Origin of the sequence: Veillonella intestinalis, from assembly GCF_943192895.1 — a bacterium.
In the GTDB taxonomy this organism is placed as follows: domain Bacteria; phylum Bacillota; class Negativicutes; order Veillonellales; family Veillonellaceae; genus Veillonella_A; species Veillonella_A intestinalis.
In genome coordinates, this window is record NZ_CALPCB010000003.1 from 37,423 (window position 1) to 59,901 (window position 22,479).

Annotated in this window: 15 protein-coding genes; 2 read left to right on the forward strand and 13 right to left on the reverse strand. The window is 37.4% G+C overall.

The window, feature by feature from the left end:
• Positions 1 to 16: 16 nt before the first annotated feature.
• The 5 genes from NFR27_RS02950 to NFR27_RS02970 form a co-directional block, all read right to left on the reverse strand.
• A complete protein-coding gene (locus NFR27_RS02950; protein WP_251453985.1) occupies positions 17 to 3,760 on the reverse strand; it encodes a PolC-type DNA polymerase III in 3,744 nt (1,247 codons plus the stop codon).
• A 26-nt stretch (positions 3,761 to 3,786) separates the two neighbouring features.
• Positions 3,787 to 5,223: a VanW family protein gene (locus NFR27_RS02955; RefSeq protein WP_251440197.1), complete on the reverse strand. Its 1,437-nt coding sequence runs from the start codon at positions 5,221 to 5,223 to the stop codon at positions 3,787 to 3,789.
• Positions 5,224 to 5,238: 15 nt separating this feature from the next.
• Positions 5,239 to 6,210: a DNA polymerase III subunit delta gene (gene holA, locus NFR27_RS02960; RefSeq protein WP_251440194.1), complete on the reverse strand. Its 972-nt coding sequence runs from the start codon at positions 6,208 to 6,210 to the stop codon at positions 5,239 to 5,241.
• 8 nt (positions 6,211 to 6,218) lie between these two features.
• Positions 6,219 to 8,609: a ComEC/Rec2 family competence protein gene (locus NFR27_RS02965; protein ID WP_251440191.1), complete on the reverse strand. Its 2,391-nt coding sequence runs from the start codon at positions 8,607 to 8,609 to the stop codon at positions 6,219 to 6,221.
• Positions 8,610 to 8,737: 128 nt separating this feature from the next.
• The gene (locus NFR27_RS02970) at positions 8,738 to 9,325 is read right to left on the reverse strand and encodes a ComEA family DNA-binding protein (RefSeq protein ID WP_251440188.1); all 588 of its coding nucleotides are present in this window, start codon (positions 9,323 to 9,325) and stop codon (positions 8,738 to 8,740) included.
• A 169-nt stretch (positions 9,326 to 9,494) separates the two neighbouring features.
• Between NFR27_RS02970 and NFR27_RS02975 the strand changes: the two genes are divergently transcribed.
• Entirely contained in the window at positions 9,495 to 10,724 is a 1,230-nt protein-coding gene (locus NFR27_RS02975) for an aminopeptidase (RefSeq protein WP_251453988.1), read from the forward strand.
• Positions 10,725 to 10,986: 262 nt separating this feature from the next.
• Here NFR27_RS02975 and NFR27_RS02980 read toward each other — a convergent pair whose 3' ends face one another.
• The 4 genes from NFR27_RS02980 to pheA all read right to left on the reverse strand — a co-directional run bounded on the left by NFR27_RS02980 (position 10,987) and on the right by pheA (position 16,946).
• Positions 10,987 to 11,466, reverse strand: coding sequence for a deoxycytidylate deaminase (locus NFR27_RS02980; RefSeq protein ID WP_251440183.1), 480 nt, complete (start codon positions 11,464 to 11,466; stop codon positions 10,987 to 10,989).
• 171 nt (positions 11,467 to 11,637) lie between these two features.
• On the reverse strand, positions 11,638 to 14,106 hold the full coding sequence (leuS, locus tag NFR27_RS02985; protein WP_251453991.1) for a leucine--tRNA ligase: 2,469 nt from the start codon (positions 14,104 to 14,106) through the stop codon (positions 11,638 to 11,640).
• 147 nt (positions 14,107 to 14,253) lie between these two features.
• A complete protein-coding gene (locus tag NFR27_RS02990; RefSeq protein ID WP_251453993.1) occupies positions 14,254 to 16,014 on the reverse strand; it encodes a glycosyl hydrolase family 18 protein in 1,761 nt (586 codons plus the stop codon).
• A 74-nt stretch (positions 16,015 to 16,088) separates the two neighbouring features.
• Positions 16,089 to 16,946 carry a prephenate dehydratase gene (gene pheA / locus NFR27_RS02995; RefSeq protein WP_251453996.1) on the reverse strand — a complete coding sequence of 286 codons (858 nt, stop codon included), beginning with the start codon at positions 16,944 to 16,946 and terminating at the stop codon, positions 16,089 to 16,091.
• Positions 16,947 to 17,082: 136 nt separating this feature from the next.
• On the opposite strand from pheA, the gene lgt reads away from it, so the two are divergent.
• A complete protein-coding gene (lgt, locus tag NFR27_RS03000) occupies positions 17,083 to 18,009 on the forward strand; it encodes a prolipoprotein diacylglyceryl transferase (protein WP_251453998.1) in 927 nt (308 codons plus the stop codon).
• 318 nt (positions 18,010 to 18,327) lie between these two features.
• On the opposite strand, the gene NFR27_RS03005 is transcribed toward lgt, so the two are convergent.
• The 4 genes from NFR27_RS03005 to trmFO form a co-directional block, all read right to left on the reverse strand.
• Positions 18,328 to 18,885 (reverse strand): ferric reductase-like transmembrane domain-containing protein, encoded by a 558-nt coding sequence (locus tag NFR27_RS03005; protein WP_251454000.1) that lies wholly within the window; start codon positions 18,883 to 18,885, stop codon positions 18,328 to 18,330.
• Positions 18,886 to 19,189: 304 nt separating this feature from the next.
• Positions 19,190 to 20,593: an ATP-dependent protease ATPase subunit HslU gene (gene hslU, locus NFR27_RS03010; RefSeq protein ID WP_251454002.1), complete on the reverse strand. Its 1,404-nt coding sequence runs from the start codon at positions 20,591 to 20,593 to the stop codon at positions 19,190 to 19,192.
• A gap of 18 nt (positions 20,594 to 20,611) precedes the next feature.
• Positions 20,612 to 21,154: an ATP-dependent protease subunit HslV gene (gene hslV / locus NFR27_RS03015; protein ID WP_251440160.1), complete on the reverse strand. Its 543-nt coding sequence runs from the start codon at positions 21,152 to 21,154 to the stop codon at positions 20,612 to 20,614.
• A 1-nt stretch (position 21,155) separates the two neighbouring features.
• Positions 21,156 to 22,466 carry a methylenetetrahydrofolate--tRNA-(uracil(54)-C(5))-methyltransferase (FADH(2)-oxidizing) TrmFO gene (trmFO, locus tag NFR27_RS03020; RefSeq protein ID WP_251454004.1) on the reverse strand — a complete coding sequence of 437 codons (1,311 nt, stop codon included), beginning with the start codon at positions 22,464 to 22,466 and terminating at the stop codon, positions 21,156 to 21,158.
• Positions 22,467 to 22,479 lie beyond the last annotated feature (13 nt).

Here is a 22,479-nt window from a genome sequence, read left to right on the forward strand (position 1 = left end):
CTGCCAGCTCTTAATCTTAACCAAATAAACTCATTTGCTCATCTTCAGGCAAGTCGCCAAAACAGCCTAAATCACGCATAGTTGCCAAAATACTTTCTGAAATCTTACAACGACGCTGCAAATCTTTCACCGATGTAAATGGGCTCTTTTCACGTTCAGCCACAATAGCATCAGCTACTTTTTCACCCAAACTATCTACGGCTACAAATGGTGGCAACAACGCCCCGTCATGAATTTTGAAACGATGTGCATCCGAATGATTTAAGTCCGCTACTAAGAAATTAAAACCACGCTGTTTCATTTCCATAGACACTTCTAAAGCGCTCATCATATCCTTATCTTTATTAGACGCTTTTCTATCTAAAGCTTTTAAACGTTCAAACTCAGCCCGTTGTACTTCTAAGGAGCTAGCCATAATTTTCATATCATACGCCTTAGCTCGAATAGAATAATAGGCTGCATAAAAAGCTAATGGATAATTAATCTTGAACCAAGCGATACGGAACGCCATCATAACATACGCTACGGCGTGAGCACGTGGGAATAGATAGGAGATTTTCTTACAAGAATCAATAAACCAATCAGGAATACCACCGGCCCGCATTTGGTCCTCATAATCTGTTTCCTTTTCCCCTACCTTATTGAGTTTATCTATGCCCTTACCTTTACGCACATTTTCCATAACTTTAAAGCAAGTCAATGGCTCAATGTCTCGATGCATTAAAAAGTTCATAATGTCATCACGAGTAGAAATTGCTTCATTCAATTTGCAAGTGCCATTTTTAATCAGCGTTTGTGCATTGTCTAGCCACACATTCGTTCCATGTGAAAAACCAGAAATTCGAACTATATCAGAAAAATGTTGTGGTTTTGAATCTTCCAGCATGCGCCGCACAAAGCCCGTACCACACTCAGGTACTGCTAATGAAGCTACTTTATCCCCCATTAACTGCTCTGGTGTTAAACCAATGGCTTTAGTCGAGGAAAATAAACTCAAGGTTTCAGGATCATCAAATGGTATTGTCTGAACATCTACGCCTGTAATATCTTCTAACATACGAATAATAGTAGGATCATCATGGCCCAGAATATCAAGTTTAGTCATACAACCTTCAAAAGAGTGATAATCAAAATGAGTCGTTATAATGCCGCTATCTTTTTTATTCGCTGGATATTGTACTGGCGTAAACTGATGCACATCCATATCACGTGGACAAACCATAATACCGCCTGGATGCTGACCTGTTGTATTTTTAACGCCCGTAACACCTTTAGCTAGTGCTTCAAGGAAGCCTTGACGCGCTTGAATATCCTGAGCTTCAGCATATTTCTTTACATAACCAATAGCTGTTTTTTCAGCAATCGTACCAATCGTACCTGCCCGGAATACATTATCACGACCAAATAATTCTTCTGTATACTTATGAGCGCGAGGCTGATAATCACCAGAGAAGTTAAGGTCAATATCAGGTACTTTATCACCATTAAAACCCATAAAAATCGCAAATGGAATATCGTGACCATTCGTATTAAGGGGCGTACCACATTCCGGACAATTCTTGCGTGGCAAATCAAAGCCCCCTGCATATTCGCCTTTTTCAAAAAACTCACTATGCTTACAATTTGGACAAATATAATGCGGTGGCAATGGATTTACTTCTGTAATATCTGCCATAGTAGCTACAAAAGAGGACCCTACCGAACCACGGGACCCTACCAAATAACCATCATCCAAGGATTTACGTACTAATTTATGAGCAATGAAGTATAACACGCCATAGCCATTACCAATAATACGAGTCAACTCATAATCCAAACGATCAGCCACAACTTTTGGTAAAGGATCTCCATAAATATCTTTTGCCTTTTTATAACACATCTCTGTGAGTTCATCATCGGCCCCTTCGATTTTAGGTGAATAAGTCTTACCTTGTGGAACTGGCTGTAAGGTATCAATGCTATCATTAATCATACGAGAATTCGTAACAACAACTTCATAGGCTTTTTCTTCACCTAAATATTTGAATTCTTCTAACATTTCATCCGTTGTGCACAAATATAAAGATGGTGTACGCTCAATATCTTTAAACCCAGATACAGTAAGCATAATCTGCCGATAAATTTTCTCATCATCATTCAAATGATGGACGTCACATGTAGCCACAACTGGCTTATTTAATATTTCACCGATTTCTACTACTTTTTTATTTATATCAACTAAAAAAGATTCTTCGCGAATCTGCTCCCCAGTTCGTCTATCATATAGTAAGAATCGGTTATTTTCTAATGGCTGGATTTCTAAATAATCATAGAAAGAGGCAATTTCTAATAAACGCTCCTGTGATTCCCCTTTTACAATAGCGCGAATTAATTCACCCGCTTCACAGGCAGAGCCAATAATAATACCTTCTCTATGATCTTCAATCACCGCTCTTGGCAAGCGTGGACGGCGTTTATAATACTGTAAGTGGGAAATGGTAATCATCTTATACAAATTACGAAGCCCTACTGTATTCTTCGCTAATAAGATAATATGTGAACGAGTATCATTTTCTTCATCTTCAATGAGATAGCCTTCCACACCATAGATAACTTTAACCCCTAATTTACCAGCAATATCTTGCGCTTCTGGAAAAGCTTGAATAACACCATGGTCAGTAATAGCTACTGCTGGATGACCCCAATCTTTGACTGTTTGAAGTAACTCTTTGACATTAACTAAGGCATCACGATCACTCATTTTAGTATGCAAGTGTAATTCTACACGAGAATCAGCTCTATTTTCTGTGCGCTTTCTTTCCTTTTTTAACTCTTGAATACTGCGCAAACTAAAGATGTAATCTTTTTCAAATTTATCATCATAGTTTACATCCCCTTGCACACGCACACCCTTAACTTTTTCCATTGTTTTTAAGAGTGTTTCAGCATCTTCATAATTATCTACAAATTTTACAAACTGAATACTATTCGTGCCATCTACAATACTACCTTTAATAAGGCCTTTTTCTGTCTTTGTCTTAATTAATACTAAGCCAACAAAAATCCCCTCAAAGATTGCATTATTCATTTCTTCATTCACTGAAGCAATAGGTAGGGAATCGCCTTCAATAGTTGGTCCTAATAACATACCAGGATCCGTCACATCCCGCTTAAAACTGCGACGTCGTTTGCCCTTATAGGCAAAACCGCTTTCACCGCTACTACCACTAATGGGCACTGTCGATTTTGCCGGCACATAATCACAATACACGGGATCTTCATACATAGGAATTGGTTCATCAGCGGCTGTAGCAAAGGGAAAAAACTCATCCTCAAAACTAGCATCCATTGCCTCAAGCCTATCTATAGCTATCATTTCATCTGGCATAGTACTGTCATAATAAATTTGAGTTGCTAGCGCTTGTTCCTCTGCAATTTCTGCATCAGTAAGCTTGAGTTCTAGCTCTTCTCTATGTTGCTCTTCTAATTCAGCAATTAACTCAGCAATATCACAACCTCCAGCAAAACAATATTCCTCAGCCGTATGATCATGAATTGGTTCACTGTCCCAGTCATACACAAAGACAGTAGATTCATAGGCTTCAACTTGTTTAGCTTGAATTTGTTTTTCCTTATACCAATGATCTAACTTACTATGTAATAATTTAAATGCTTCCTCTGAGGACAGCACATTTTTAACTTTTATAGACTTATCATCGCTCTCAATAAGCATCGCTGTTTCTTGCTTAGCTTTGGGAACTATATGATAGCGTACTTTCATGACTATCCTTCTTTCTTACTACGTAATTACTCTGCCGTTTCGCTTTTCACCGGTTCAGACTTTCTGGTATCACTACTCGTATCCGTGCTCTCTTGTTTAGCCGAATCAGTGTCTGCTTTCTTAGGTTCTACCTCTTTCTTAGCATCTACCGCTTTATTAGGACGAACTATAATCGTTGTTTCAGGGTCATAGGTAGAATTAAAGCTATCTGTTGTAGTCCGCCCATCCTTATACGTCAATTGAACCGTTGTATTTACACTTAAGCCATCATGTCCAGCCTGTTTAACTTCTTCTTTAGTTACGGCTGGATCAATAGTTACTTGAGTCTCATGAGGAATAGCCGTTTCACCACCTACTACAACTGAAGCATTTGTTGGTTCATCAGCCGCAAAGCCCAAAATACTAATTGTCAAAGTGTCACCTATCGTATGGGCTAATACATAAATCGGATGTTCATACGGATTACTAAATACAAAGTCAATGTATCCATAAGCTACTGTTGCATCACGTCCAGCCGAAATATAACCAACTGGTGCATAATGAGGCACCCTTTCTTCAATCGTCATCCCTGATAATAAAGCAGAATTAAATAAAGTAGAGCTAACTTGACAAATTCCCCCGCCAATGCCAGGCACTAATTTACCGTCCATAAATACTGGAGCATCATCATATCCCGCTTCAGCAGTACGCTCACCAACAATTACATTAAAGGAAAACTTTTGGTGTGGCTGTATTACTACATTATTAATTTTATCAGTAGCTAATTGAATATTATGTGTACGACTTGTATCCCCAGAGTTAAAAGTAGTGCTATACGTTCCTAAAACAGTATTAATGCCCTTTAAATCTTCCGCCGTTATTTTAGGATTAGCTTGCTCATCAATTACTAAAGCTAAGGTTGTTACTTCGCCTTTAGCTAATTGTTCTTGCAAATTGGCTACCGTTTTAGCAATGTCTAAACGCTGTCCAGCAATTTCTTTATGCAGTACAACTTTGCCATCTTCTACTGTCAAATAGGCATCATGTCCACTTTTAGCAATCTCTTTATTATAGGTCTGTAGCAACGCTTCTAGGGCCGGAACATTTACATCATACACAATAGATTTAGAAACAGGCTTCACTAATGCTTGCCAACGATTAACAATATATTCTTCCATAGAAGGTTCATAGCCATAAGACATAATGCTTTCAATGGTTTTATTTACATTTGGTTTTACCCCAATATCAGCTAAGGCCACTTTCGTTTCTTTACCATTTTTCCATTTTACAGTCATATGAGTTGGTGCTTTAGAAGCTTCCGACTCTATAATAGCTACTAATTCTTCTTTATCCACTCTAGATACATCTTGTCCAGCTAGTTGCATACCTTGAATCACATTGCCTGTTGGATATAAAAAAGCGCCTGCACTAATCGATACAAGACCTAATACAGCACCTGCTATAATACCAATTTTACGTTTCATATAAACCCCCACAGCCTATTCAGCACAATAGGCTAAACATAAATCTTTAAAATACGACACTGACCCTTCACCACGACGACTATCACGCATTACTTCGTATAAACCACGTAATAATTTCGCCAAGGCACGAATTGAAATTTGTTGACTTTGACGATAAGCAAGTGTAATGGGATATGCTTTTACGTTTGACCCAGCTTCTTTAAACAATTCTTGTACCGCCCGCTCACTTAAGCCACTACTTCTACACTCACTTACCATAAGCTGTAAACGTAATTGACCTTCAATATATGACATAGCCCGTTCTACTTCTTTATTTTGTAGCATATAAGGAAATAGAGCTAATAAAGTGTTTACATCTTTTCTAAAGAGAGCTTCTTTAAATAAAAAAATATTTTTCGCTCCATAGTCACTACCATTAGCAATTAAAAAGTCCTGCGTAATTTGACCTTTTGGTGGTAATAATAAAAAATAACGATCAAATTCAGTCCGTAAAAAGCTAACTGGTACATCTTGCCAAAGTTCTAATAAATGATGAATATATTCCATCCCATCAGCACTCATAGTAAAGCCATGAGATTTACAATATGTTTGTAACCATGTAACAATTTCAGGCCCTTTTAATCGTTCACAGGCCTCATTAGGAACAGCTTTTAAGAAATCCTTATTCGCCTTTAACCGTTTATCTATTGTCTCATGATATAACAATAAAACGGGATGATTCCCATCGTAAGTTAACAACATATCATAAACTTGCTGCCACTCATCACTCACTTTTTTATTCGCTTTAGCAAAAATAGGTATATTGACCAGACAATATAAGGTTGGTTCCCCGAATAAAGAGTCTTCACTTAGTTTTTCACATATACGCCTTGCGCCCACTTCATCATTTAACATTTGAACTGTTAAATCCGAATGGACCTTTAAAAAGGCTTGCTTTTTTTCTTCTATGAGCTGTGACTCATCACCATATAGTAACTGTATCGCCATAGCTTCTCCTACAATAAAAAATCCGGGATCACAGTTGTGCCCGTAATATATCGATTTTCATCGGCTGGATCTACGTCTACTTCACTCCGTTTATTTCCATTCGACCAATACACAAGGACAGGGAAACTATTCGCTTCATCTCGATTATGAGACGTGGCTAAAACGGCATTTGTAGTTCCAACAATATATGATTTCATCTCTTTTAATTTTAGATGTTTTTTACTGTTTTGTCCATTACTGAATAGGAATCCTCCATGCGCGCCCCTTGCAATTACGGCATTAGGTTGCTCCTCAAAAATGCCATTAAAATCTCCAGTCCATTGCCCAATATAAATGTCTTCATTGATTTGACTTTTATGTAAATCCTGAAATGACCAATGCAGTGAAGTCATTAAAGGTTCTAAATTAGTGTCTTCAGTTTGCTTTACTCCCCCTAAAGAAATTTGCTGCGGTTTAGTAATCCCATAATAATGTACAGCATTAACAATGGCGCCCTGTGATACACGAGATAAGGTTTTTCCTTCCGTCGCTACATGAAGCCAACCGACTCGCCCTTTAAAAGGTTCTTCCTTTACCACCAAAAAAGCGGCGCCTTGCGATAGTGGAATTATATGAACATATACAGACCTTTGAAATATACTATGTATTGGTAATAACAATAAGGCCATAAGCCCCATGACAATCATTGCTTCGCGCCACCAATAGAGCATTCTTGATTCTGAAAAATAATAATATAAAAATCGACAACCTAATATATAAAGAGAACCTGCCATAATAGTTAAAGCGCCCCAATAATTAACAAAGCCAGGTATATTAGCAATAGAAAAATTTAAGAATAAGGCTCCTTTTAAAAGCCATGCTAGAACATTCCAACCTAATGATATATCCACTATTAAATTCATTAAAAGTAATATAGCTGCCCCTAAAATAGCTAAATCTAAAATAGGACCTACTAAAATAGCCGCTATAAAAGCGCCTAAGCCCATTAAGTGAAAATAATATAATTGCAATGGATATATCAATAATTGCGCACTTATACATAAACTTAGTGGCCCCATTACATAGGGCCACCCCTTTGGTAACCGCTGGTAGATACTACGACCAAATAACAAAATTCCATAAGTAGCACCAAAAGATAATTGAAAACTAACATCCATCAATAATAATGGCTCCATACATAATAGTACTGCAGCACTTATATGTAAGGCTTGTCGACTTTGATATAATCGCCCTTCAATAATCCCAAGCCCCATAATAATTCCCATGAGAGCAGACCTTACCACTGGTGGATTATACCCAACTATTGAGCAATATAAAATTACGAATATAATAGCGCCATAAGTCGCTCGTCTTTTACTAATACCGAGCCATGAAGCTACTACGAATAAAAAGCCAAATAAAAGTGCTACATGGGAGCCAGATACGGATAAAATATGAATTAACCCTGTTTTTGCAAATGAATCCATAATCGTTTCATCCAATGAATTATAGCCACCACCGAGTAATAAACTTTGACTCATCTCTCCAAGCGCTCCTGGCAAATGAGCCTTCAATACATCACCACATTCATAACGAAGAAACCCTAACATGCCCATTATTGAATTACTTATTTTCGTACCCCAAGGTAACTCTTTCATCGGGACAAGGCCTACCATATCACCTTCATACAAAGTCCCCATTCTATGATCAGTAATATAACGAGCTCGTAAATCAATACGCCCTTCCTCGGGCGCAAACTTTGTTTTGCTAATACTACCTTTAACCGCTATATATTGACCTGGCAAAATTTTGTTAAACAGCACTGTTTTAGACGGCACAATATAAGCAACAATAGTCCCTTCAGCTGGTAATTGACAGTTTCCAATTGTTTCTTTTTGCGGATCCATGGCAACTAATTCACCGGTTAAATGCCAATAAGAATTTCCATTTACAGTAGCTATTTCTGGTAAGTTTGTTACTCGCAAGGTATAAATTCCTGTAGCCCCCACATAATAAGGGTTAATCCCCCTATAATTATCTATTGTTTGTTGAGTTCGATACATGCCAAAGCCTAATAAACTAATTATTATTAAAATGACAACTACTAAACTATGCCATGATGTAGCGCCTGTCCTAACTAACTGATAAGAATTACTAAATTGGAACAAATTAACATAAATATACTTACTCTTGCCATTCTTTTTATATCGCTGTAATAGTAGCCAAATAAAATACCAAGAACTGTTTAATAGAACGATCATAGGATTAGTAAACTCATAAGACATTCCATAAGCTATTACAATCCCCCAGGCTGGTGCTAACCACAACAAAGCACCCCATTCTGTAATAGTAAAAAAATAGAGTCCGGCCTGAATGGCTTGTTTTAAATAGTTATATAGTATGTTAACTTTAGCCTGCACGTCATACTGCCTCCTCTATACTGTCCAATGTAGTTTAAAATTTACAACCAATCATTAAAATACTAAGCTATTAAAATAATACGTAACTCTAAATTAGTTAAATAAATCCAGTTACTACCTTACCTGTTTTAAACCGTTATATGAGGTGCTAATTTTTTAAAGGTAGCTTCACCAATTCCTTTAACCTTCTTTATGTCTTCTATAGACTTAAATAAACCACTTTGTTCTCGATAGGCAATAATTTTCTTTGCCGTTCCAGGTCCAACGCCCGATAGTTTAACTAACTCTTGTTCATTAGCTGTATTGATATTAATTTTCTGCTTCCGTAATAATTCTTCAGGATTACCCATGAAGTTAAATGCTACATGAATATGACTACCACTACTTGCCTTTTCAGCTAAATTAATAGTATCTACAGATGCATAAGGTAATAAACCGCCACAAGCTTGAATCATATCCCCTACAGTTTGGCCTTCCTGCAATTTATATAAACCTGGTGTTTCCACCGCACCAGTAATATACACATATTCATTATCACCACTTGATGTTTCAACCTGTTGCGATCTATTTTGTGTTTGTGTTGCTACAGCAGTGGCTTCAGTGCTATTCATTTGCGTCTCTGAATCTGTTATAATAGGCCGTAGTACCAAAAGGTACACTAAGCAAACCAGCCCAAGACAAAGGCAAAATTTTTTATGTGCTTTTATTAATTCCATATTACATTCCTCCTACCTATGGTGATGACTACTAAGAGTTTCTTTTTTATTAAAGAAACTCCTGCTAATTCACACCATTGGTATGAATTCACTCTAGGAATGTGAGTAATATAGAAGCCAGTTTATAAATTTACTTTATACTCATTTATATATATGAAAGGAAACTATCATGGAAACAATTCGTTTACAAAAATATGCCCAAGCCCTCTTAACAACAGGTGTAAATTTACAAAAAAATCAAACCTTAGTAATCAATGTAGATGTAGAAAATCAAGATTTTGCACTCATCGTGACCCAAGAAGCATATGCCTTAGGAGCTAAAGAAGTAGTCCTCAATTGGCGTTCTACAACTATTGGCAAAGAGCGTCTACTTCATGCAGCCGATGAAGTATTAGCTAACCCAGCTCCTTGGATTCCAGAATACTACAAAACCTATGTAGAGGCAGGTGCTGCCTTTTTATCTTTAATCAGCGCCAATCCGAAAGCCCTTGCAGGCGTACCATCTGAGCGCATTGCCAGTCAGTCACGCAATCTTAATAAGGTGCTCCATTTTTATCATGAAGCGATTATGGATTCTACGCTTACTTGGTGTGTAGCTTCTGTAGCCACCTTGCGTTGGGCTGAACTTCTTGGCTTCACTGGTACTAATGAAGAAAAAATTGATGCTCTTTGGAGTGAAATTTTCACCTTATGCCGAATTGAAAATGTAAGTAAGGAAGAAGAATTAACCCCTCATTTAAACCGCTTAGAAACACGCACCAAATCCATGAATCAGCATCATTTTCAATCACTACACTACACTTGCTCCAACGGAACAGACTTGACGATCACCTTACCTAAAAATCATCTGTGGCAAGGTGGTGCGGAAGCCTCCAAAAGCGGTATCATATTTGATGCTAACATCCCTACTGAAGAAGTCTTTACAGCCCCTCAATACGATGGTGTAAATGGTATTGTCTATAGTACTAAACCACTCATCTATCAAGGCAATGAAATCAATGAATTCCACTTTACTTTTGAAAATGGTAAAATCGTCGATTATGATGCCAAAGTTGGTCGAGAACATCTTAAACATCTCATTGAAACCGATGAAGGTTCTGCTTATTTAGGTGAAATCGCCTTAGTTGATCACTATTCACCAATTAGCCAATCTAATCGCATCTATTATGAAACGCTCTTTGATGAAAACGCCTCCTGCCACTTAGCCATTGGCGCGGCTTATCCTACTTGCTTAGCCAATAGTGATGGTCTTAGCAAAGAAGAATTAAAAAAAGAAGGCCTTAACTACTCCTTGACTCATGTAGACTTTATGATTGGACATGAGGATATGGATATAGAAGGAATTACGGCTACTGGTGAAGCCGTAACAATTATGAAAAAAGGTCAGCTTCTCATATAATAGTTAAATAAATGCAGTAAGCAAAGCTTCGTTCCGAGTTCTTTCGAACAGTCGCTTAGCTTTTGTTGTCCTGTTTCTTTTTTACCTCCACACACCGCTGTCTTTAACGCTATACTTGCTTTGCTACAGTTGTTTTCTCTAAAGTAAGTAGAAAGAAGCCGAACAGCGAAATCCGTACGACTTTGTTCGTGAGAACTCGGAGTGAGGATTTGCTGTTCGGCTTCCTTTATCATCTTATTTAGAGTACAACTACAGCCACAAATTATAGGTTAATATTCAAGGTGCGCCCTGTAGGTATATATTCACTAATCTGTACACCTGCGGTTCGTAACATACGTTTTGAGGCGATTACTTCTGGTGTATCTTTATATTTATCTTGCCAATAAATCACTTCGCGAATACCGCTTTGTATAATAGCCTTAGCACATTCATTACAAGGGAATAAGGTAACATAGATTTTACTGCCTTCCAAAGAACCACCACGGTAATTTAATATGGCATTCAATTCACTATGAACGATATAAAAATACTTATTATCTTTGTCAGCATCACGGCCCCAAGCAAATTCATCATCACTACAACCGCAAGGCATACCATTATACCCAATGGACAAAATTTTATTATCCTCGCTAACTATGCAAGCCCCTACTTGTGTATTTGGATCTTTAGAGCGCTGCGCCGCCAAAATAGCCACGCCCATAAAATATTCATCCCATGTTATATAATCACTGCGTTTTGGCATGTGACACCTCCTATATTAATTCACAACTTCTAACTTTTAGAATTTAACTCACTACTTCTAACTTCTAACTTTTAAATTTAACTCATTAATTCTATTCTTATCTAACTACTTATTTATTATTGTATAAAAAAGCTCACAAAGTCAATATATTAACTTTGTGAGCTTTTCGTTTTATTTTACAACAATATTTACAATTTTATTTGGAATAATAATTACTTTAGCCACTGTTTTATCAGTAGTAAATTCTTTTACTCGATCCAAATCTAAAGCTAATGCTTCTAGTTCTGCTTTAGGCATGTCTACAGGAATTGTAATCTTATCACGAACTTTACCATTAACTTGAATAGCAATTTCAATTTCATCAATTACCAGAGCAGCCTCTTCATAAACAGGCCAATCTTGTTGGTGAATACTACCTTCAAAACCAACTTCATGCCACAACTCTTCTGTAATATGTGGCGTAAATGGAGCTAAAAGTAATAATAATTTTTGTACTAATTCATTAGCTAACTCAGCTTGTACTGTTTCATGAGAGTCTTTGAACTGGTACATTGCATTAACTAATTCCATAATACTTGAAATAGCCGTGTTAAAGTTGAATTTACCGTCTAAATCTTCAGTAACTTTTTTAATTACACGGTGTAATTCACGACGTAAAGCAAATTCTTCTTTCGATAATTTTTCACTGTGTCCTGTTTTAACCATTTGCTGATAAGCATCAACAATACGCCATACACGATTTAAGAAACGATAGGAGCCTTCTACCCCTTCATCGCTCCAATCAAGATCACGTTCTACTGGAGCCGCAAATAAAATGAATAAACGAGCTGTATCAGCGCCATATTTAGCTACAATTTCTTCTGGCGAAACAACATTGCCCTTTGATTTAGACATCTTGCTACCTTCTTTAAGAACCATGCCTTGAGTCAACAAACCTCTAAATGGTTCATCATAGCTAACAAGACCTAAATCATGAACTACTTTTACAAAGAAGCGAGAATATAACAAATGCAAAATAGCATGTTCAATACCGCCAATATACTGGTCAACATTCATCCAGTAATCAGCCAATTTTTTACTAAACGCTTCTTTATCATTACGAGCATCTGCATAACGCAAGAAATACCAAGAGGAATCAATAAACGTATCCATTGTATCAATTTCACGATGTGCTTCGCCACCACAGCAAGGACAAGTAGCTTTTACAAAGTTTTCAGATGTAGCCAATGGAGATATAGCACCACCGTCAAATACTACATCTTCTGGCAAACGCACTGGCAATTCTTCTTCAGGTACCAATTGTTCGCCGCACTTATCGCAGTATACTACTGGAATTGGCACACCCCAATAACGCTGACGTGAAATCAACCAATCACGCAAGCGATAGTTCACCATTTTGCGTCCAATACCACGTTCTTCAAAATGCTTAATAATGGCTTCTCGAGCATCAGCAGATGTCATGCCATCATATTCACCAGAATTAATGAGCACACCATCTTCATGAACATCACTCGTCCATTCATCAAAAGTCCAAGTGTGCTCTTTGTTTTGAACAACAGGAAGAATTGGCAAATTATATTTACGAGCGAACTTATTATCTCGTTCATCGTGAGCTGGCGAACCCATAACAGCACCAGTACCATAATCAACTAATACATAGTTTGCAATCCAAATTGGAATATCTTTGCCTGTCATTGGATGTTTTGCATACGCTCCTGTGAAAAGACCTTCTTTTTCCACATCAGTAGAAGTACGATCAATTTCATTTAAATTACGCACTTTATGAATGAACGCATCTAATTCGGCCTTATTGGTTTTATTAGCAATTAATTCTTCCACATATGGATGTTCTGGTGCTAGCACAATATAGGATACACCATAAATAGTATCTACACGGGTAGTATACACTTCAATATTTTTATTGATTTCAGGAATTTCAAAGGCAAATTGAGCCCCTTCACTGCGGCCAATCCAGTTTTTCTGCATTGTTTTAACTCGTTCTGGCCAATGATCAAGGGTATCTAAATCAGCTAATAAACGATCAGCATATTCAGTAATCTTCAAGAACCACTGTTTAAGGTCTTTCTTCTCAACCTTATTGTCACAACGCCAGCAAAGACCATCGATAACCTGTTCGTTAGCCAATACTGTATGACAATGATCACACCAGTTAACTTTAGCTTCTTTTTTGTATGCTAAGCCCTTTTTATAGAACTGTTGGAATAACCATTGTGTCCAACGGTAGTAATCTTCTTTACAAGTAGCAACTTCACGGTCCCAATCATAAGAAAGACCTAGTTCTTGTTGCTGACGCTTCATATTCTCAATATTTTCAAGCGTCCATTTACTTGGAGCAATGCCATGTTTAATAGCTGCATTTTCAGCAGGCATACCAAAAGCATCCCATCCCATTGGATGAAGTACATTAAAGCCCTTCATTTTTTTGAAACGGGCCACCACATCACCAATGGAGTAGTTACGCACATGCCCCATATGTAAGTTCCCTGATGGGTATGGGAACATTTCTAATACATAATATTTTTCCTTATTTTCATCATACTCTGTCTTAAAAGACTTATGTTCAAGCCAATAGGCTTGCCATTTTTTTTCAATATCCTGGGCTACATATTTTTCGTTCATGCCACAGCCTCCTACACTCAAATTCCTCTAAAACCTGCTCCGTATCGTTAAACTACAAGTCTTAAATTTAATTATATTACTAATTGTCAACTACCGTCAATATGAGAATATAGTCACTCTGCCTTATCCTATTTCTTTCCCTTAGGTTTATCTATTTTTTTTCACTTTCGTTGCCGTAAACTCTTTTGCCATATACTGACGGAACTCTGGTGTTTCAAACCCTTTACGCCACGCGGCAAAGCCTGCTAGTTTAAGTTCAGGGATTAAATTTAATTTATACTGCATAGACATTTCATCTTCAAACCAAACTTCAGAAATTATCGCTTTTTTATTACGTAAACCGCCAGCTATCCGTGGCTCACGACCAGTTTCGGCATACGCAATTAACATCTCACCTAAATTATCATTACCGAAACGAAGATAATTTGCCTTTAACTCATCGTCCCAAGTAACACGATCATTATATTTTGTTTTAAGAGCTTCTGCTTCAGCCATCGGCAGCGTACGACTCTTTGCTGGCCCATAATGAACCTTACCATTAGCATCTACAGAGATTGTTTTCTCCCAAATACGCATATAATATGGAATCCCCAGTACCAATTTTTCAGGAGATATTTCACGAGTTATAGCCGTTGCATTTTCTTTAACCCAAGGATACGACGCAACTGGACCTGCTATTTTACTCCCTGCCGGAGTCTCATCATAAGCCATAAGAACAACATAATCTAGTAATTCACCTAAATGCTTACGATCATATACAAGCGACCAATTCTCACTATCTGAATACCCTGTTACATCCATGGAAACGAAAAGATTAGCCTCATGTAAACGTTTCACTAAATAAGCCACAAAACTTGTCAATTTAGTTTTATCTTTATAATGAATATTTTCAAAATCTAAATTATAACCATCATAGCCATAGGTTAATGCATAGAGAACTAAATCATCACCAATGAGCGACCAAGATTTTTCATTATTCAGTATTCGGCTTGTAAAATCAGGATTGAACGTATTTGTCACTAAAGGCCATACACGATATTTTTGATCCTTGTATTGGTTTACATACGCTAATTGAATATTAGGCTTTACTGTTAATCCTTTTTCACTAATGTCAAACCAAGTTGGAGATATTATGGACGTACTCTTTTTAGCCAATGGCCCTTCATATGCAGTAGTAACAAAAGGATCAAAGACCCAAGCCACAGGACCTTGAATTTCTTTCCGCTCTCCTAAAGGTATAGAACCTAACGGCGCCGATAGTTCAATCCCCTGTTTCGTCTTAGTCGCCATCACACCAATCGCCGGTGAAATACTATTCATATCAACATATAACTGCCCGTCTAGCGTAGTGGTTGCTAACTGAATCTTGCGCTGTCCTTGCCGTGTATCACCAGCATATAACATATCTCCAGCTCGCCGTGGTACAGGTAATTGTACATATGGTTGCCCTTTTTCAGAATTTATTGGATTTAGATTTACTTGCTTATAAATCGCTAATGGCACATAAAGATGCTTACCATCCTGTATAGCCACTTCCTCTGTTGGTGATACTTGCCCATATAATGTGCGCAATAAAATAGGTTTCGTATTTACTGCACTGAAAGTACCACTATTAGCAGTCGTGCTATCTTTCGTCACAACTACCTTTGTTTTATCTTTTAATGTAACCGCAGGGGTGGCTTCCTTTGTAACAACTGCATTACGACCTTCTTTTGTAGAAACTACATCAGTGCTTTTTTTAGTTACAACCACATTAGTATCTTCTTTAATAGTAACTACATCAGTGCCCTCTTTAGTGGCGACCACATTAGAACCTTCTTTAGTTACAACCACATCAGCGGCGTCTACCGTAGTAACTCCAATAGCTAATGAAGCAATGACTAAAGCACGTAACATCTTATATTTCATAGTACATCCTTTCATTCTATCTACCATTATCTAACTTACTTTATAGTTAAAAACAACTTTAAAATAATGGTAGTTTACTCCACATGATATGTATCATAGGTCCCCAATAATTGTAAAGAAGTTGCTAAAGACCTTAGTTCTTCTAGCGCTTCCTCAATTTGAGACCCATTGTGGGCAATTTGTAAATCTAAGAAAAATTTATAATCTCCTAAACGCCCTTTTGTAGGACGAGATTCTATTTTAACTAAATTAATTTGTCGTTTAGCAAAAATACCAAGGCATTCCCACAGAGAACCTGGGCGAAGACCATCTAGTTCACATTGTAACGATACTTTACCTGAAACTTTAGTACTGTCAAAGCCTATTTCATAACTTGACTTCACTAAAATAAAACGCGTTAAATTAAACGCATTATCTTGTACTTCATCGGTCAATTTAAGGAGCTTATATTGCGCGCCCATAGCTTCACCGCCAATAGCTCCTAATGAAATATCTCCTGTAGACGCCACTATATGTGCGCCCTCTGCCGTAGAGGTAGTCACATGCTGAGCCACTGGCAGTATTTCTTTTAAAAAGTGCTTACACTGTCGTAATGCTTGTGGATGCGAATAAACAGCCTTTAAATTTTGTAAATTCGCCTTAGGAAGCCCCCATACATAATGACGAATCGGCATACTAATTTCTGCTACAATTTCTACATGTTCATGGTCTGCCAAGTAATCCATCGTCGTCAAGACCGTACCACCTAATGAATTCTCTACTGGAACAAAGGCATAATCAACCTTGTTCCCCATAGCTTCTTCAATGGCTTCCTCGATAGTATGAGCTGCCTCAGTTTGCACAGTCCAACCTTGCCATTGACAAAGACGATGTAGCGCTTCTTCAGTAAAGGTCCCTCTAGGCCCTAAAAAAGATATAGTTTTCACATTCATCGTCTCCTCCCAATTTGCCTCGCTAATGCCATAGCCCCACTCATACAATAATTTTTATTATAACATATGCCCTTTTTATTGTCATAAGAATAGACCTCCGTTATAATGAAAGAGATATTAATTACAGGAGGTTCCTATGCATCAGTATTTATTCTATATCGGTGACTTTCCAGTCCGAGCTTACGGACTACTTTTATCGCTAGGCATTTTTTGTGCCGCTGCCGTTGGTTATTTCTTGTTGAAAAAGGATGGCCGTGGCTGGCATGTCCACATGGTGGATTTTGCCATTTATACAGGCATTGCTGGCATTATAGGGGCCCGTTTATGGGATGTCTTTTTCTTTGACTGGCACTATTATCAACATCATCTACTAGAAATTCCCTTCGTTTGGCAAGGTGGCATGGCTATTCAAGGTGGTGTTATTTTAGGCACCTTAGTCGGCATTTGGTATGTAAAACGACAAGGTATCGATCCTTGGGCATTTGCTGATATCTTTGTACCAGCCCTCATTCTAGGTCAATCCGTAGGGCGCATGGCCAATCTTATGAATGGCGATGCCTTTGGTCACCCTACAGGCGGAAATTTTGGGATTCTCTATCCTGAAACAACCCTAGCCTTTAAAACGTATGGCGCTCAGCCCCTCTGGCCTGCCGAAATCTGGGAAGGCCAAATTGATATCTTAATTTTTGTTATACTTTTACTATTCAATACAACTAAACATAAAAAAGGCCAAACTTTTGTATTATATGCTGTACTTTACTCAGCTGCTCGCTTCTTCCTAGAATTCTTGCGCGGTGACTATGTTAATCTCACTATGGGCCTAAAATCAGCACAAATGACAAGCTTAGCTGTAATAATTGTAGGCATTATCGTCTTTATTATTTTACAAATTAAAGGTAAATATGATGAGCATGTATTATTAGCCCATGAAGCTGCTGACCAAGCAGCTACTTCTAGTAATAAAGGCAAACAAACTACCAATAATCATAAAAATAATGCTTCAGCGACTAATAATCATAAAAATGATACTACAACAGCTAAGAAACATACTAAACGAAAATAACTACAGCTTCCCAAATTGCATATTATAGTAATTACCTTACAAGCACATAAAGATTTCTTTATAAAATGCCCCTACTATTAGATTTATTTAGCTAATAGTAGGGGCTAATTCATACTACTTTTTAAAATGTGAGAATATAGACTCAAAATATATGTATACGACAAATTCCTTGTATTTATCACTCATCAATACTATCCTTTCAGTAAGTATATCTTTTTTTACAAGAACGCACAATTTTGTAAGGTACTACCTAAAATAAAAGTATTCATCTGATTACTAATCTTAAGTTACTATGGACTCTTATATATTATTTTATATTTATTTCTTATAGTACTTCCATATATAAACGGTTAAAGCAATGAGTGTATAAGCATCGAAGGCCAGAATAAAAGATGTCACATTAGCCACACGCACAATTAAATGAACATGTAGCCAAATAAGGAAAATACCAAGCACAATGGTCCTATGTAACCATCGACGTAACTTAGAAGGACGTAACGTCATCATACTTACCATCGCACCTACTACAATGATACCGCCACTTATGCCTGTATATACAACCTCCTCATGCATAGAGAAGCTCATATAATAGTGTATCAAACCAAGCAATACACTCAATGGCCCCAATAGTCGATGTAAATGCAAATTAAAACCTGGCCAAATTTTCGAAGTCATTCGATTTATATAGCTAAGACCACTCATTAATACAAGCGCTATTAACCAGGCTACATAAGCTAAAATCGCTATATTATAACTGATTAAATTATAAGGCGTTTCCACCAAACCTTGACTTAAAAATAGCATTAATGGTAAGGCTAACCCAACAGTAAGTAAAATAGCTACCACTAAAGTTTGTCCATAACGAGCTAAATTCATTTGTAACTCCCCCTATTTCTTCTTTTTCTTCATAACAAAACAACAATAGATCCTCCAACGTTAACGCAATACATACTGAACCTTTGTAGAAACTACTATTAGCCTACCGCTTGAAGTTAACTCAAAGTCAAGCCTATTTTGAATCAACATTAATAATAAAAAAAGCAATCAATATTATCCTTTAGCCTTCAAAAGACTTTAGGTATACTGATTGCTTTTTATTTTGATTTTTAAAACTGGTAATAACCGACAATTAATGACTAGTTACTACTGTACTATGAATAAAACTCTTATTCCTACCCAATTATAAAATGTAATTAGATAAATCTACATCCTGTACAATTGTACCCAAACGCTCTTCCACCATTTCAGCCGTAATAGTAACATCCACTTCTTCAGCTGGTGGTGCATTAAAGGAAATATCTTGTAGTAATTTTTCTAAAATCGTATGCAAACGACGAGCCCCAATATCTTCTGTTTCATTATTGACGCGATATGCCAATTCAGCAATTTTATCAATGGCTTCTTCTTTAAAGTGGATTGTTACTTTATCCGCTTTCAACAACATATGATATTGTTTTAACAAGGCTTGTTGTGGTGTTGTTAAGATTTCTTTAAAATCTTCTTGTGTAAGACTGTTTAATTCTACCCGAATTGGGAAACGCCCCTGTAGTTCAGGAATTAAATCAGATGGTTTAGACACATGGAAAGCACCTGCTGCAATAAACAAAATATGCTCCGTTTTAATAGGTCCATATTTAGTATTGACGGTAGCCCCTTCTACGATAGGCAAAATATCTCGTTGTACCCCTTCACGCGATACATCAGGGCCTGATTGACCATTACGAGCTGCTATTTTATCAAATTCGTCAATGAAGACTATACCTTCTTGTTCCGTTAATTGAACCGCACGGTCATTTACAGCATCCATATCTAATAATTTTTGTGCTTCTTCTTGGATGAAGATTTTACGGGCTTGCCCTACCGTAGTATGACGTTTTTTCTTTTTCTTAGGCAATAAATTACCAAACATTTCTGAAATATCTGTCCCCATACTATCAGGAGCTCCGTTTAAGGGCATAGCAAAAGCTTTCGCTTGCTCTTCTACTTCAATTTCAATCTCACGGCTATCCATAAGACCGTTTTTTAATTGTTCGTAGAACTGAGTCCGCTTCTCAGACATTTCTGGCGTTTCTGGCTCTTTCTTTTCTTCTTCTTTTGTTTCATCAGGATTAGCAAATAGCACTTCTAAAGGATTTGTCATCTTTTTAGAAGATTCATTTTCCTTTTTAGGCCAAAGAATTTGTAATAAACGCTTATTAGCTAATTCTTCTGCTTTTTCTTGCTGGCCTTCCATCATTTCTTCTTTGACCATACGAACAGCATTTTCTACTAAATCACGAATCATTTGATCCACATCACGACCTACATAGCCAACTTCTGTGAATTTAGTAGCTTCCACCTTAACAAAAGGTGCTTTTACCAACTTAGCCATACGACGAGCCAATTCTGTTTTACCAACCCCAGTAGGGCCAATTAAGAGAATATTTTTTGGCGTATATTCTTCACGTACATCTTCTGGTAACTGTTTAGCACGCCAACGATTACGCAAGGCAATGGCTACCATTTTTTTGGCTTCTTTTTGGCCAATAACATATTTATCTAACTCGGCCACAATCTGGCGAGGTGTAAAATTGTTACTATCCATTCAATCCTCTCCTATATCTTATTTAAGTTCTTCAACGATAACATTGTGGTTAGTGTATACACAAATATCAGCAGCAATATGCAATGCCTTTTCAGCAATTTCACGAGCATTTAAATCCGTATTACTAGCTAATGCCCGCGCTGCCGCTAATGCATAATTACCACCAGACCCAATAGCACAAATTCCATCATCAGGCTCAATAACTTCACCATTACCCGATACCAATAAAATTGTCTTGCCATCCGATACTAACAATAGGGCTTCTAAATTGCGCAACATTTTATCACTACGCCATTCTTTAGCTAATTCAACAGCACTGCGCACTAACTGACCATTATACTGATTTAATTTAGCTTCAAATTTATCAAATAAAGTAAACGCATCAGCTACAGAACCAGCAAAGCCAGAAATCACTTTACCATTATATAAGCGGCGAACTTTTTGGGCCGTATTTTTCATAACTACACTTTGCCCCATTGTAACTTGTCCATCACCAGCAATAGCAATTGCATCATTACGTTTTACAGCGCATATGGTAGTGGCATGAAATTCTACACTCATTCTAAATGTCCTCCTTAAGGGTTGCTAAGGTCTCTAACGCCCGTTGAGCAATAAGACCATTTTTTTCTTTTTTCTTGCGGACCTTAGTAGGCCATGGCTCCATTATACCAAAATTAATATTCATTGGTTGGAAGTCAGAACCTTCATATTCGCTAATATAGTGACTTAATCCACCTAGTGCTGTTGTTCTAGGGAAACTAATTCCTTCTTTGTCAGCTAATACACGGCTTACCTGAATACCTACCATTAAACCTGAAGCGGCAGACTCTAAATAGCCTTCTACCCCTGTCATCTGACCAGCAAAGAACAAACGTGGATCTGCTTTTAATTGGAAAAATTCATTCAATAATGTAGGTGAATTAATGTATGTATTACGATGCATAACACCATAACGAACAAATTCAGCATTTTCTAAGCCTGGAATCATAGAAAATACTCGTTTTTGTTCGCCCCATTTTAAATGGGTTTGAAAGCCTACTAAATTAAACATAGTAGCTTCTTTATTTTCTTTGCGAAGTTGTACTACTGCATAAGATTCTTCACCAGTCCGTTTATCTACTAAGCCAACGGGCTTCAACGGACCATAGCGCAATGTATCAATACCACGGGAAGCCATAATTTCTACAGGCATACAACCTTCAAAATATTGTTCTTTTTCAAATTCTTTTAACTCTGTCACTTCCGCCGTTGTTAAAGCCTCCCAAAAGGCTTTATATTCTTCTTCGGTCATAGGGCAATTTAAATAATCTGCATCCCCTTTATCATATCGCGAAGCAGCAAATACTTTATCATAATTTAATGACTCTGCAGTCACAATCGGAGCGGCCGCATCATAGAAATAGAAATCGCCAGTACCAGTCTTTGCTTTTACTTGCTCAGCCAATGCTTCGGACATTAAAGGCCCAGCCGCTACGATTACGATTCCATCAGTAGGTAATTCAGTCACTTCTTCACGTACAACCGTAATCATAGGATGATTTGTTAAACGCTCAGTTACCATTTGACTAAATAAATGTCTATCAACCGCCAGTGCGCCACCAGCTGGAACTGCTGTAGCATCAGCACAAGCCATAATAATAGAATCAAGTTGACGCATTTCTTCTTTTAAAAGCCCCACTGCATTTTCAATATTACCAGCCCGTAATGAATTACTGCATACCAATTCAGCAAACTGTTCCGTATGATGAGCTGGCGAAGTTCGTTGTGGCCGCATTTCATATAAGGTAACAGGAATATTGCGTTTTGCTAATTGCCACGCTGCTTCAGAACCTGCCAAACCTGCACCAATAATCGTAACTTTCGATGTAGTCACAATAGCCTCCTTT